We start from the raw sequence: 14,304 nt of genomic DNA, 5'->3' as shown, positions 1-14,304 counted from the left end.
TCCTCATGGATGCCGCTCAGGATCAGCTCGGCGACGGCGGCCACCGCCGCCTCGGCATCGGCACCGGTCGCGGTGATCGTCACCGTGTCACCATGCCCGACGCCCAGCGTCAGCAGGCCGATCGGGCTGCGTGCGCTGGACGAGATCGCGTCCTTTTCCAGCATGACTTCGGCGGCGAAACGCTTGGCCAGCTCGGCGATGCGCGCCGCCGGGCGGGCATGGATGCCATGAACCAGCGGCACCGCGATCGTCCGGCTGGCGCTGGCGCCGCCCTCTGCCGTGGTGGCGGTCGCCACGTCGGCGCGCGCCACCAGCGTCATCAGCGGATCGCCCACCGCGACCATGCCGGCGCCGGCACGATGCTCGATTGCGAACCGCTCGCCATTGGTCACCACGATCGGCGTCACCACCGCGCGCGCCTCGCGCACCACCATGTCCAGATCGAAGCGGATCAGCGCCGCCCCGCACGCCACCCGGTCGCCCGCCTTGACCACCGGCTCGAAGCCGCGCCCGGCCAGCGCCACCGTGTCCAGCCCGATATGGATCAGCAGTTCGGCCCCCTCGGGCGTCACCAGCGTGATCGCATGCCCGGTCGGCTGCACCGTGACCACCTGCGCGTCGCACGGCGCGACCAGCATGCCGGCCACGGGATCGATCGCGATTCCGTCACCCAGCATCGCTTCGGCGAATACCGCGTCGGGAACGTCCTGAACGGGGCCGGCCCAGCCCTCCAACGGTGCAAACAGGGGGATGGTGGCCATGATATCTCCGGGAAACGGGAAGGGGGTGGTCAGGCGACGGCTTCGCCCAGCGGCACTGCCGCCGGGGCGGCGATCGGCTCGCCGCCGATCCAGGTGCCCGCCGGGGTCAGCTCCGCGGTCAGGCGCACCCAGTCGGCACGCTGGCCGGGGGCAAGCTGCCCGCGCTCGGCGGTCAGGCCCAGGAACGCCGCCGGGCTGGTCGCGGCCATCGCCGCGGCCTGCTCGGGCGACAGGCCAAGGCGCGTCACCGCGCCGCGCACCGCGCCCGCCATGTCCAGGTCGGAACCGGCCAGCGTGCCGTCCGCGCCGACGCAGCGCCCGTCCTCGACACGGATCGGCTTGCCCTGCAACACGAAGTCCTTGGTGGCCGCACCCACGCAGGGCATCGCATCCGACACCAGCATGAACCGGTCGAGCGGCCGGGCGCGCAACGCGATGCGCAGCGCGGCATCATCGACATGGAAGCCGTCGACGATGATCCCGCAATAGACCTGCTGATCGTCCAGCGACGCACCGACCACGCCGGGCGCGCGGTGGATCAGCGGCGACATCGCGTTGAACAGATGCGTCACCCCGGTCACGCCTGCATCGAATGCGGCGCGGGTGGTGGCGTAATCGGCATCGGTATGGCCGATGCAGACCAGCACGCCGGCGGCCACCAGCGTCTCGATCTGCGCCGGCGACACCCGCTCGGGCGCCAGCGTCACCATCACGCGGCCGGTGCGGGGCTGCGTCAGGATCGCCATCAGTTCGTCGTCGAGCGGCTGGAAACGGCCGGGATCGTGGATACCCTTGCGGCTCAGCGCCAGCACCGGCCCTTCGACATGGGTGCCCAGCACGCCGGGAACGCCCGCCGCGATCGCCGCGTCCGTCGCCTCCAGCGCGCGCGCCACCACCGCCGGCCGATCGCTGATCAGCGTCGTCATCAGGCCGGTCGTGCCATAGGGTGCGTGCGCCGCGGCGATGGCGGCAATGCCCTCCACCGTCGGCTCGTCGTTGAACAGCACGCCGCCGCCGCCATTCACCTGCGTGTCGATGAAGCCGGGCATCAGCCAGCCGCCCTGAAGGTCGGTCGCGTCCGCACCGTCGCCGGCATCGTCGGTCACGGCGACGATCACGCCGCCCTCGACGTCGATCGTCGCCCGGGTCAGTACGCCGCCGGCCGTGACGATATGGCCATTGGTGAAGCGATGCAGCGTCATAGCGTGCGGGTGACCTTGCTCAAATGGCGCGGGGCATCGGGGTTGAGCCCGCGGGCCACCGACAATGCGTTGGCCATGCGATAGAAACTCTGGATCATCAGTATGGGTTCGATGGCCGGATGGTCGGCCAGCGCAGGCAGCGCGCCGCCCCCCTTGGCATCGGCGAGCAGCACGCGGGCGCTGCGCGTCGTGAACTCCGCCGCCGCCTCGCGCACGCCGTCGCCCGCGCTGTCGGAGGTGGCAAAGGCGATCAGCGGGAAGCCGGCATCCACGATCTCCATCGGCCCGTGGCGCACCTCGGCCGCGCTGAACCCCTCGGCATGCAGCGCGCAGGTTTCCTTCAGCTTCAAGGCCGCTTCCTGCGCGATCGCCAGGCCGAAGCCGCGGCCGATGACGAACAGGTTGGTCGCATCCACCAGAGCATCGCGCGCCGGCGTCCAGTCACATCCCCACGCCTGCGCCAGCCGGTCGGGCAGCGTGGCGATCGCCGCCTTCAGCGCCTCATCCCCCGCCCATTCCGCCGCCAGCAGCGCCAGCGCGGCCAGCGCCGTGATGTACGACTTGGTCGCCGCCACCGACTTCTCCGGTCCCGCCATCAGCGGCACCAGCGTGTCCGCCGCCTCCGCCAGCGGCGACCCCGTATCATTCACCAACGCCACCACATGCGCACCCGCCGCCTTCTGCGCGGCAACACTGGCCAGCAGGTCGGGGCTGCGCCCGCTCTGCGAGATCGCGATGCACAGCATCGCCGGGCTGGTGACGCTCGCCTCGTAGACGGACGCCACCGAAGGCGCGGCGGAGGCGACCGGCACGCCGACCAGCGTTTCGATCAGATATTTGCCATAGGTCGCGGCATGGTCGGACGATCCGCGCGCGCAGGTCACCACCACGGCGGGCGGCGCGGCGCGCAGGCGGGCGCCCAGTGCTGCCAGCGTGTCGCCATTGGCGGCGATCAGGCGGCGCACCGCGGCGCTCGCCTCCGCGGCCTCGGCGTGCATCAGCGTGTCCGTTTCGCTGCGGTTTGCGATCTGCGGATCATCCGTCATGGCAGGCGCGCTGGCTCCTTGTCGGCCAAGAATAGGGTGCGCGTGCGACCGGCAGGCGTGTGGCGACAAGCCACTGGCCGAACAACGCGCGGGCGGCCGCCGCCGTGGCAAACCGCTCGGGTAAAAGCGTAAGTCATATATTGGTATTATTCAAGCGGACTTCAGCATAGTGGCCAGGGCGGACACGATATCCGCATCGGTTGTCATGCGCTGCGGGCCGGCAAAACCGAACCGGATCAACGTGTCGTCGCTTTGCGCCACCGCGCGCCGGCAGGAGGCGTGCAGTTCGCGCACACCGGTCGCCAGGATCTCCGGCGCGGTGGCGGGCGACACGCCACTCCCCGCCAATATCCCGATCCGCCCGGCGGACTGGCGGACCAGCGCCGCCAGCGCCCCGGCGCCGTCCACCGCCTTCACCGCCCCGCCGGAGGTCAGCACCCGGTCGAACCCCAGCGCGATCGCGTCGTCCAGCGCGGCGGCCATGTCGGGTACCAGGTCGAACGCGCGGTGCAGAGTCAGCGACAGCGCGCTTCCACGCGCCGCGCCCAGATCACGCGCCAGCGCTACCCAGCCGGCCAGCGTATCGGTGTCCAGCGTGCCGTCCTTCCGGCTCGCGCCGATCACCACGCCCGCCAGCCCGGCCTCCGCCGCGCCGCGAATATCGTCGGCGACCAGCGCCCGGTCCGCCGCGTCGCACACGAACCCGCCTTCGCGCGGGCGGCAAAGCAGATGCACGGGCAGGGGGGCTGTGGCCGCCGCGTGGATCAGCGAAGCCGGCGGCGTCAACCCGCCGACGCCCAGCGCGCTGCACAGTTCGATCCGGTCCGCGCCGCCCGATGCCGCCGCGGCGATCCCGGCGGCATCCTCGACACAAACCTCCAGCCGGTACGTCATGCCTTGAACAACGACGGTGCCTTCAGCACCCGCGTCCGCCCGGCCGTGTCGGTCACCGCATAGGTAAAGCCCGGCAACAGGCAGAAGGCACCGATCCGCCCCCTGGTGTCCATCGCCAGGAAGCCGACCTGCACGCCCTTGATCGCATCGCCGCGCAGGTGCGCGATGTGGCGCACCACCTCCTCGCACGCCGCCTGCGGCGCCAGCCCCGCGCGCATCGAGGCGACGACGCGCGCCGTGCCCGATACCCGCGTCACTTCCTCGCCCAGCCCGGTCGAGGTGGCGCCGCCCACGCCGCGCTCGACATAAAGACCCGCGCCCACCTGTGGCGAATCGCCGACCCGGCCACGCATCTTGAACGCCATGCCCGATGTGGTGCACGCGCCCGCCATCCGGCCGCTCGTGTCGCGCGCCAGCAGGCCGATCGTGTCATGGTCCAGCGCGCCGCCCGGCGTGCGATGGGGGGCAGCGGCGCCATAGGTGCCGACCTCGCTGTTGGCGACGGGGCGATACTGCGCGGTGGTCAGCCATTTGCGCCATTCCGCCTCGGCCTCCGGCGTCAGCAGGTTTTCGCGCGGAAAGCCTTGGTCGCGCGCGAAGCGGGTGGCGCCTTCGCCGACCAGCATCGTGTGCGGCGTCTTTTCCATCACCGCGCGCGCGACGGAGATCGCGTGTATCGTCTCCTCCAGCGCCGCCACCGCACCGACCCCGCCGGCATCATCCATGATGACCGCGTCCAGCGTGACGTGTCCGTCACGGTCGGGATAGCCGCCATAGCCGACCGAATGGTTGCTCGGGTCCGCTTCCGGCACCTTGCCGCCCGCCTCCACCGCATCGATCAGCGTGCCGCCGGCCTTCATCGCGGCAAAGGCGGCGTCATTGGCGGCAGCGCCGAAGTCCCAGGTGGATACGATCAGCGCCGATCCCGCAGCGGCGTTGCCGGCGGCCCGCGCGCCGCCCGCCATCGCAGCGGTCGCGCCCATCGCGCCCAGTGCCGATCCCCGAAGTACCGATCGCCGTGTCGTCATCGTCATCCCCCTTGGCCTGGGCCCTTGCCCCTGATCGTCCACGGTGCCTCGCCGCAAACAATGCATGCCTTGTCCCCGGCTGCAACATTTAAACTGCATTGGTCTGCCCAAAGGTATCAATGAGGTATTGACTGACAAGAGAATCTCTCGAAAACATGCCTCTCAACCCACGGAATTGAATCAACAAAATGTGGGGCAAGGGGTTCGAGATGGTTCTGAAGCAGTCTGTATCGATCATGGCGCTGGCGGGGTCGCTGGTCCTATCCACCGTACCGGCGCTAGCGCAGCAGGCGTCCAATACCGATCCGGCGACTACCGACGCGGTCGAGCAGTCCGCCGAGACGCGCGCCGCGGCGATCGGCGGCCAGCAGGCCACCGCGCCGCAGGAAGATGGCGAAGGCCAGACGCTGGTCGTCACCGGCACGCGCATCCAGCGCCCGAACGTCGCCTCGGCCGCGCCGATCACCTCGGTCACCACGCAGGACATCAAGGCGCAGGCGCCGCTGAACGTCGAGGAAGTGCTGAACCGACTGCCGCAGGTCGCACCGGACAGCCAGCAGAACTATCAGGATTCGGACGGCCGCCAGCGCATCAAGCTGCGCAGCCTGGGCTTCGAGCGCACGCTGCTGCTGATCGACGGCAAGCGCCTGGGTACGCAGAACGGCCAGGACGCGGGCATCATCCCGCCGTCGCTGCTGGAGCGGATCGACGTGCTGTCGGGCGGTGCTTCGTCGGTCTACGGGTCGGACGCGGTCGCCGGCGTCGTCAACTTCATCCTGCGCCCCAGCTTCGAGGGCGTCCGGCTGGATGCGAACTACAGCTTCTACAACCACAACAACCGCGACACTTTGGTCTCGCCGATCGCGCGCGCCAATTCCTTCACCTCGCCGCGCGGGATGACGAATGACGGTGGCCGCTCCGACATCACGCTGACCGCCGGCAAGAAGCTGTTCGGCGACGCGCTCAGCCTGATGGGCTTCGTCAACTATCGCCAGGCCGATGTCGTCGACTATTCGGCGCGCTCCAGCTCGCCCTGCCAGTTGGTCGAAAACGGCAAGGACGGTCCGCTGTCCTGCACCCTGTCCACCTATTCGCCCAGCGGCTACATCCAGCCTGCCGGCACGGTGAACAACGGCGCGCAGCTCGTGAACAATCCCAACGGCACGCGCACCTTCGTCCCCTATGGCGCAGGGCCGGGCAATGCCGCCAACCCGTATGACGGCTATTCCTATCAGCGTCAGCTCGAGCGTTGGAACGCCGGCGGCTTCGCCACGCTGCAGGTGGGTGCGGATGCCGAACTGTACGGCTCGGCCATCTGGTTCCGGGATAAGTCGTACAACCGCTATCCCAACCGCATCCTCAGCTACACCGCCTATGGCACCACGCCGTATCAGGTGAACTGCGACAACCCGTTCCTGTCGGGCGCGCAGGCGACGACCCTGTGCGGGGCGCAGGCCGGCTCGGCCACCGCGACCGCGCCGCTGGACGTGCGCTACCGCTTCAACGACCTGCCCTATGTGCTCGACGAGTACATCAACAAGGGCATCCGCGCGACCGCGGGCATCCGCGGCAAGGTGGGCGATGCGTGGACCTATGACGTCGGCGGCGTCTATGCCCGCAACCAGCAGACGATCACCGCAGGCGACATCCCCGACTTCGCCCGCGTCAATCGCGCGCTCGACGTGGTCAACGTCAACGGCACGCCCACCTGCCGCTCGGTGGTGAACGGCACCGACCCGTCTTGCGTCCCGCTCGATGCGTTCCGCGCCGGCGTGCCCGGTGCCGCGGTGATGAACTACCTGCTGACCGGCGATCTCCAGTCGCAGGGCAGCGTCGGCGAGCTGTGGGACGTCGTCACCAGCGTGACCGGCGATCTCGGCAAGTATGGCGTCACCTCGCCCTGGGCCGAGGACGGCCTGGCCGTCGCGCTCGGCGCCGAGTACCGCAAGGACAGCTTCCGCGGCTATGCCAACGATCTGTACCGCCAGTTGAACGGCGGCGAGGACTTCTCGACCTCGCAGGACGTGTGGGAATCGAATATCGAGGTGCAGGCGCCGCTCATCCAGCGCAAGCCGTTCGCCCATCTGCTGCAGGTGAACGGCGGCTTCCGCGTCTCGAAGTACAGCTCGAACCCGCAGACCTTCAACACCTGGAAGGCTGAGGCACTCTGGGCGCCGGTGTCGGATCTGACCTTCCGCGCCTCGTTCAACAAGGCGCAGCGCGCGCCGACCGTGATCGAGATCCGCCAGGCGCAGAACATCAGCTACGGCACGCAGGGCGGCTCGCAGAACGACTTCTGCGCGCCCACCCGCACTACCGATCCGGCAACCGGCCAGGTCGTGTACGGCACGCCGATCGCCTCGCGCGAGGTATGCCGCGCCACCGGCCTGTCCGACGCCCTGTACGGCAGCACCTCGCTCATCTGCCCGAACGACCAGTGCACCACCCGCTCTGGCGGCTTCACCGCCGACCCCGAAACCGCCTACACCCAGACCTATGGCTTGGTGGTGAAGCCCAGCTTCATCCGCGGCCTGATCTTCTCGGTCGACCGCTACCGCATCAAGATCAACGACTCGCTCGGCTATAACGACTACAGCTATTACACCGACGGCTGCCTGCGCTCGGGCGGTGATCCGTTCTTCTGCTCGGGCATCGTTCGCAACGCGGCCGGCAACCTCTTCTCGCCGGGCGCCACCAACCCCACCAGCGGCTTCATCCGCCAGGGCACGACCAACTACTACCGCTCGATCGCCCGCGGCTGGGATTTCCAGAGCCAGTATACCCTGAACGGTGGCGGCGCGGGTCGCTTCGACTTCAACTTCAACGGCTCGCTGACCACCTTCGCCGGCAGCCAGGACTCGCCGATCCAGCCGCAGCGCAACTGCGTGGGCTATTACGCCAATGGCTGCGGCCAGTTGCTGCCCAAGTGGTCGCACAATTTCCGCACCACCTGGAGCACGCCGGACAACGTCTTCAACGCCTCGTTCAACTGGCGCTATGTCGGCTCCCTGACCAGCGCGAACAATTCGGGCGACGAGGCGATCGGTGGTACGCCGGAACGTGCACGCGCGACCTTCTACCGGATCGATCCGCAGAGCTATTTCGATCTGGCGCTGACCTTCAACATCGCGCGCCAGTTCGCTTTCCGGATCATCGCGAACAACCTGTTCGACAAGGTGCCGCCGATCCTGCCGAACTCGTACGACATCGCGCTGGCGCGCAACAACACCATCCCCGCGCGCTACGACTCGCTGGGCCGCCAGATCGCGATCGGAACCACGATCAACTTCTGATCCCCTTTCGAAGCTCCCCCCTCGACCTGCCGGCACCCCTCGCCGGCAGGTCTTTTTTTTGGGGGGCTGCGCATTTTCTGCAAAGCTTTGAAAACGCATCCGCGCGTTAACCCGCTCTTGATACGCGCTGATCCACAGCCGCCGCCGGGAAATGATCACAATCCGGGGGCGCTACGACGTGAATTCTCTGCCAATATCCAAGAAGATCGGCGGAGCCTTCGCGCTTGTCGTCCTGGGTGTGCTGGTCATGATGGCGGTGCTGTGGGGTGCGTTCGCCCGGGTCGAGTCAACCAGCAAGCGCAGCGTCGGCGCGCAGGATATCTTTACCGAAGCGCTGATGATGGAAACCGCCATCCTGCGTCAGAACAGCCAGGTGCGCGGCTTCCTCATCACGCGCGACGAAAATTATCTGAAGCAGTATCACGAAGCGCGTGAGGACGGCATCGCCTCCGCTGCCAAGTTGCAGGCGTTGCTCGCCGATCAGCCCGAACAGGCACGTCGGGTCGCCGCCTCCGCGTCCAAGATCGCGGAATGGCGCCGGCAGATCGGCGAACCGCTCATCGAACAGGCGCGTACCGATCCGGCCGCGGCGCAGGCCGTGCTGCGCGAATCCAGCAAGGCGGTGACGATGCTCCCGGTGCTTGCGCCGTTGCGTGCGCTGCGTACCGATCAGGCCGAACACATGGTAGCCGCGCGCGCCCTGCGCGATGCGGCGCTCGGCACCGGGCGCTGGGCGCTGGTGCTGGGGGGCCTTGCTCTTCTGGCTGCGGCGGTCACCCTGTCGATCCTGCTGGCCCGCTCGCTGGCGCGGCCGATCGTCCGGCTGACCGGTGTCATGGACACGCTCGCCAGGGGCAACCATGCCGTCACCGTCAACGCTGCCGACGAGGCGCGGGGGGACGAGATCGGCGTGATGTCACGCTCGGTGGTCGTGTTCCGTGACGCCGCGGTCGCCAGGGCTCGCGCCGATGCCGAGCAGCAGATGGTCGTCGACCAGGTCGGCACCGCGCTGGCGCAACTCGCCGAATCCGATCTGCGCGCCCGGCTTCAGGGCTTTCCGGCCTCCTATGCCTCGCTCGAACGCGACTTCAACACCGCCGTCGCACGCCTGTCCGCCGCCTTGTCCGGCGTCCGCGGCAACACCAGCGGCATCGCCGCCAGCACCGCCCAGATGCACGCCGCGACCGACGATCTCGCACGCCGCGCCGAACAACAGGCCGCCAGCCTGGAGGAAAGCTCCGCGGCCATGAACGAGATCGCAGGTGCCGTCCGCCAGACCGCCGAACAGGCCCGCGCCGCCGAGACGATCGTGCACAAGGCCAGCCGCGACGTGAACACCAGCGAAGAGATCGTCCGCCGCACCGTCGCCGCGATCGGCGACATCGAACGCTCCTCCAACGAGATCGCCGAGATCATCGCGCTGATCGACGGGCTGTCCTTCCAGACCAATCTCCTCGCCCTCAACGCCGGGGTCGAGGCGGCACGGGCCTGTTCGGCGGTCTGGCGGGCGAGGCGGGCAGGGGCTTCGCGGTCGTCGCGTCCGAGGTCCGCGCGCTCGCCGAACGCTCGGCAGAGGCGGCGCGCGACATCAACGCGCGCATCACCGCAACGGTGCAGCGCGTGCGCAGCGGCGTCGATCTGGCGCAGCAGACGGATCATTCGCTGCGCGCGATCACCACCGGCATCAACGAGATCACGACCTTCGTCACGGCGATTGCGGGCAGCGCGGGCGAGCAGGCCGCCAGCATCCAGCAGGTGAACCTGGCGATCGGCGAGATGGACACCGCCACCCAGGCGAACGCCGCCATGGTCGAGGAGGTCACCGCCGCCGTCCGCGCCCTGACCGACGAGACCGGCATGCTGGAGCAGCAGGTCCACCGCTTCCGTGTCGACGGGCAGGACATGCCCGCTGCCGCCGCGCGTCCTGCCGCGCCGATCGCGAAGATGCCGCTGCCGCGTCCCGCTCGTCCGTCGCGCGTACAAGGCAGCACGGCGTTGAAGCTGGACGACGATGACTGGAGCGCCTTCTGAACGGTTGAGAACGGGGGTGGCGTACGCGCCACCCTCGTAACCCCGGTAATCGCTTCCTATCTTCCGGCTCTAGCCTCCCGAGCGGAACGGAAGTAGAACTCGCCTCATGTCCCTGACCAAGATTTCGGTGCGCGGCGCGCGCGAGCACAACCTCAAGGATGTCGATATCGACATCCCCCGCGACACGCTGACGGTCATCACCGGCCTCAGCGGCTCGGGCAAGTCCAGTCTCGCCTTCGACACCATCTATGCCGAGGGGCAGCGCCGCTATGTCGAGTCGCTGTCGGCCTATGCGCGCCAGTTCCTGGAGCTGATGCAGAAGCCCGACGTCGATCATATCGAGGGTCTGTCGCCCGCCATCTCGATCGAGCAGAAGACGACCAGCCGCAATCCCCGCTCGACGGTCGCCACCGTGACCGAGATCTACGATTACATGCGCCTGCTCTGGGCGCGCGTCGGCATTCCCTATTCGCCCGCCACCGGTGAGCCGATCGCCGCGCAGCAGGTCAGCCAGATGGTCGACCGGGTCATGGCGCTCCCCGAGGGGACCCGCCTCTACCTGCTCGCCCCTGTCGTGCGCGGCCGCAAGGGCGAGTATCGCAAGGAGCTGGCCGAGTGGCAGAAGGCGGGCTTCACCCGCGTCCGCATCGACGGCGAGCTGTACGACATCGAGGAAGCCCCCGCGCTCGACAAGAAGTTCAAGCACGACATCGAGGTGGTGGTCGATCGCCTCGTCGTGCGCGGCGATCTCGCCACCCGCCTCGCGGACAGTTTCGAGACCGCGCTGAAGCTCGCCGACGGCCTCGCCTATGTCGACCCCGCCGATCCGGTCGAGCCGACCACGCCCAAGTCGGCTGTCCTCGGCGACCACGCACCCCCCGGCCGCATCGTCTTCTCGGAAAAATTCGCCTGCCCCGTCTCCGGCTTCACCATTTCCGAGATCGAGCCGCGCCTCTTCTCGTTCAACGCGCCGCAAGGGGCATGCCCGGCCTGCGACGGCCTCGGCGAAACGCTGCTCTTCGACGAAGACCTCGTCGTCCCCAATCACGACCTGTCGATCAAGAAGGGCGCAGTCGTGCCCTGGGCCAAGTCCAACCCGCCCAGCCCCTATTACATGCAGGTGCTGGGCAGCTTGGCGCGCGAATTCGGCTTCGCGCTCGACACTGCCTGGAAGGATCTGGACCCCAAGATCCAGTCCACCATCCTGCACGGCACCAAGGGCAAGGCGGTCACGCTGACCTTTGTCGACGGCAAGAAGTCGTACGATGTGAAGAAGCCGTTCGAGGGCGTGATCGGCAACCTCAACCGCCGCATGCTCCAGACCGAGAGCGCATGGATGCGCGAGGAACTGTCGAAATATCAGTCCTCCAAGCCCTGTGAAACCTGCCACGGCGCCCGCCTCAAGCCCGAGGCGCTGGCGGTCAAGATCGCCGGCCAGGACATCGCGCACGGCACCCGCCTGTCGGTGGTCGATGCGCTCGCCTTCTTCACCGATCTGCCCAACCACCTGTCGGACCAGCAGCGCGCCATCGCCGAGCGCATCCTGAAGGAAATCGTCGAACGCCTCGGCTTCCTCAACAATGTCGGCCTAGACTATCTGAATCTCGACCGCACCAGCGGCACGCTGTCGGGTGGCGAGAGCCAGCGCATCCGCCTGGCCAGCCAGATCGGCTCCGGGCTTTCGGGCGTGCTCTACGTGCTGGACGAGCCCTCGATCGGCCTCCACCAGCGCGACAACGACATGCTGCTCGCCACGCTGCGGCGCCTGCGCGACCTCGGCAACACCGTGCTGGTCGTCGAGCATGACGAGGATGCGATCCGCACCGCCGACTATGTCATCGACATGGGGCCGGGCGCCGGCGTTCATGGCGGCGAGATCGTCGCGCACGGCACGTTGAAGCAGTTGCTCAAGTCGAAGACTTCGATCACCGCCGATTACCTCAACGGTACGCGCGAGGTCGTCGTCCCGCCGAAGCGTCGCAAGGGCTCGGGCAAGCAACTGACCGTGCACAACGCCACCGCGAACAATCTCACCGGCGTCACCGCCTCGATCCCGCTCGGCACCTTCACCTGCATCACTGGCGTCTCGGGCTCGGGCAAGTCGAGCTTCACCATCGACACGCTCTACGCCGCCGCCGCGCGGCAGCTTAACGGCGCGCGCATCCTTCAGGGCAAGCACGACAAGATCACCGGCCTCCAGCATCTCGACAAGGTGATCGACATCGACCAGTCGCCGATCGGCCGCACCCCGCGCTCGAACCCGGCGACCTATACCGGCGCCTTCACCCAGATCCGCGACTGGTTCGCGGGGCTCCCGGAATCCCAGGCCCGCGGCTACAAGCCCGGCCGCTTCTCGTTCAACGTGAAGGGCGGCCGGTGCGAGGCGTGCCAGGGCGACGGCGTGCTCAAGATCGAGATGCACTTCCTCCCCGACGTCTATGTCACCTGCGACGTCTGCCACGGCGCGCGCTACAACCGCGAGACGCTGGAGGTGAAGTTCAAGGGCAAGTCCATCGCCGACGTGCTCGACATGAATGTAGAGGATGCCGCCGCCTTCTTCGCCAACGTGCCGCCGATCCGCGACAAGATGGCGATGCTGGTCGAGGTGGGGCTCGGCTACGTCAAGGTCGGCCAGCAGGCGACGACGCTGTCGGGTGGCGAGGCGCAGCGCGTGAAGCTGGCCAAGGAACTCGCCCGCCGCGCGACGGGCAACACGCTCTACATCCTCGACGAACCGACCACCGGCCTCCACTTCGAGGATGTCCGCAAACTCCTCGAAGTGCTCCACGCGCTGGTCGAACAGGGCAACACGGTGGTGGTGATCGAGCATAATCTCGACGTCATCAAGACCGCCGACTGGATCGTCGACCTGGGGCCGGAAGGCGGCGTGAAGGGCGGCGAGATCGTCGCCGCCGGCACCCCCGAAACGGTCGCCGCCGAACCGCGCAGTTACACCGGCAAATATCTCAAGCCGCTGCTGGATAAAGGCACGCAGGCCCAAGCCGCGGAATGACCCTCAGTCCCTCTCCCCGCCGGGGAGAGGGCAAAGTCGGCCTCCCTCAGTGCCGTTCGGACGCCGTGTGCGGCAATCTCTGCGCCAGCCAGGCGGCGATCACCCGACCTTCGGGTTCATCCAGACCGGCCGCCATATACACGGTGGCAGCGCCATGATCGAAGCGAACCGCACCTGTTTTCGGCCGCATGAAGAAGGGCTATTCCGCGCCGCGCCCAATTCCGTTCCACGGCAAGGATGGGGTGTTGCTGGTCAGGTTGCGAATGTCATGCCCGCGATAATGCCAGCTCCGCACCACCGGGCCGAAGCCGCAGCGGATCTCCAGATTGCCTCCATTGACCCAAAGCGTTTCGCTGCCGAACATCTGCATGAGCAGCGTCGATGCGGCGAAAACCCATCCGACGGCCCAAAAGCCCAGCCACACAAGCAGAAATGGTCAAAGTTTTGGGCAAATTGAGATATGGCGCCAAACCCGGCCGATGTCCAAATGGTTAGCCATACCAGAACAAAGGGAATCGTTAGCCAATGACGTGGTGCCGGTATTATGATATGCTCGATACCGTTCACGATTTCACGACGATGCCGCTGATCTGTTGGCTGGATGAACCTCGTCGACATCGTTGCTGCTACCCCCCAAAGCTATGGCTGCCATAAATTGCCGGCGCGATCCATCCTTCTTGCATCCAAATCGTGCGAAGGGCGGCCGGAATCGATCAAGGTGTGCAGCGTGCAAGCCGTAGAGTAACCGTACGCCCTCTCCCCTGCGGGGAGAGGGCTAACTCCCAATCCATCGCACACCTCCGGCAATCCCGCCGCGCCAATGCATCGAACCCCTCCCACTCGCGTTCTTCCACCCGCAACCGGATAGACGTGGAGGAAGAATTGAGCATCTTCGGCAAGATCAAGACCGCCATCTTCGGCGAACACGGGCCGCTTGGCGGCCAGTTCAGCGGCCGCAAGCCTACCCCGCCGCAGACCACGGCGGCGGAGTCGCGTCCCGCCAGCCCGCCGCCGCCGTGGTCTGCGGCGGGGTAGG

At 67.7% G+C, this 14,304-nt stretch carries 10 protein-coding genes and 2 pseudogenes; 6 read left to right on the top strand and 6 right to left on the bottom strand.

The genetic code is table 11. The features are described from left to right. The 5 genes from Q0U08_RS10705 to Q0U08_RS10685 all read right to left on the bottom strand — a co-directional run. On the bottom strand, positions 1–761 hold a 761-nt coding region (locus Q0U08_RS10705), incomplete at its 3' end, for a glucose PTS transporter subunit IIA (RefSeq protein WP_298091434.1). A 29-nt stretch (positions 762–790) separates the two neighbouring features. Beyond that, the gene (gene nagA, locus Q0U08_RS10700; RefSeq protein ID WP_298091433.1) at positions 791–1,963 is read right to left on the bottom strand and encodes an N-acetylglucosamine-6-phosphate deacetylase; all 1,173 of its coding nucleotides are present in this window, start codon (positions 1,961–1,963) and stop codon (positions 791–793) included. Next, positions 1,960–3,009, bottom strand: coding sequence for an SIS domain-containing protein (locus tag Q0U08_RS10695; RefSeq protein WP_298091432.1), 1,050 nt, complete (start codon positions 3,007–3,009; stop codon positions 1,960–1,962). The genes nagA and Q0U08_RS10695 overlap by 4 nt, the downstream gene beginning before the upstream one ends. Positions 3,010–3,159: 150 nt before the next feature. Further along, the gene (locus Q0U08_RS10690; RefSeq protein WP_298091431.1) at positions 3,160–3,903 is read right to left on the bottom strand and encodes a copper homeostasis protein CutC; all 744 of its coding nucleotides are present in this window, start codon (positions 3,901–3,903) and stop codon (positions 3,160–3,162) included. After that, positions 3,900–4,868 carry a N(4)-(beta-N-acetylglucosaminyl)-L-asparaginase gene (locus Q0U08_RS10685; RefSeq protein ID WP_298091435.1) on the bottom strand — a complete coding sequence of 323 codons (969 nt, stop codon included), beginning with the start codon at positions 4,866–4,868 and terminating at the stop codon, positions 3,900–3,902. The genes Q0U08_RS10690 and Q0U08_RS10685 overlap by 4 nt, the downstream gene beginning before the upstream one ends. 272 nt (positions 4,869–5,140) lie before the next feature. Between Q0U08_RS10685 and Q0U08_RS10680 the strand changes: the two genes are divergently transcribed. The 5 genes and pseudogenes from Q0U08_RS10680 to uvrA all read left to right on the top strand — a co-directional run bounded on the left by Q0U08_RS10680 (position 5,141) and on the right by uvrA (position 13,268). Next, entirely contained in the window at positions 5,141–8,224 is a 3,084-nt protein-coding gene (locus tag Q0U08_RS10680) for a TonB-dependent receptor (RefSeq protein ID WP_298091430.1), read from the top strand. 151 nt (positions 8,225–8,375) lie between these two features. Beyond that, positions 8,376–9,704, top strand: a pseudogene (locus Q0U08_RS10675) (methyl-accepting chemotaxis protein); the annotation flags it as partial. An 8-nt stretch (positions 9,705–9,712) separates the two neighbouring features. Beyond that, positions 9,713–9,952: pseudogene (locus Q0U08_RS19865) on the top strand (methyl-accepting chemotaxis protein); the annotation flags it as partial. A 27-nt stretch (positions 9,953–9,979) separates the two neighbouring features. Beyond that, positions 9,980–10,255 (top strand): hypothetical protein, encoded by a 276-nt coding sequence (locus Q0U08_RS10670; protein ID WP_298091428.1) that lies wholly within the window; start codon positions 9,980–9,982, stop codon positions 10,253–10,255. Between the two features lie 106 nt (positions 10,256–10,361). Further along, complete coding sequence (gene uvrA / locus Q0U08_RS10665) at positions 10,362–13,268, top strand: excinuclease ABC subunit UvrA (RefSeq protein ID WP_298091427.1); 2,907 nt, start codon at positions 10,362–10,364, stop codon at positions 13,266–13,268. Positions 13,269–13,467: 199 nt separating this feature from the next. Here uvrA and Q0U08_RS10660 read toward each other — a convergent pair whose 3' ends face one another. After that, on the bottom strand, positions 13,468–13,638 hold the full coding sequence (locus Q0U08_RS10660; RefSeq protein ID WP_298091426.1) for a hypothetical protein: 171 nt from the start codon (positions 13,636–13,638) through the stop codon (positions 13,468–13,470). A gap of 512 nt (positions 13,639–14,150) precedes the next feature. Between Q0U08_RS10660 and Q0U08_RS10655 the strand changes: the two genes are divergently transcribed. Beyond that, on the top strand, positions 14,151–14,303 hold the full coding sequence (locus tag Q0U08_RS10655; RefSeq protein ID WP_298091425.1) for a hypothetical protein: 153 nt from the start codon (positions 14,151–14,153) through the stop codon (positions 14,301–14,303). Position 14,304: the final 1 nt, after the last annotated feature.

Origin of the sequence: uncultured Sphingomonas sp. (assembly GCF_946477935.1) — a bacterium.
GTDB lineage: Bacteria > Pseudomonadota > Alphaproteobacteria > Sphingomonadales > Sphingomonadaceae > Sphingomonas.
The sequence above is the reverse complement of the archived record's forward strand: the minus strand, read 5'-3'. Positions and strand labels throughout refer to the sequence as shown.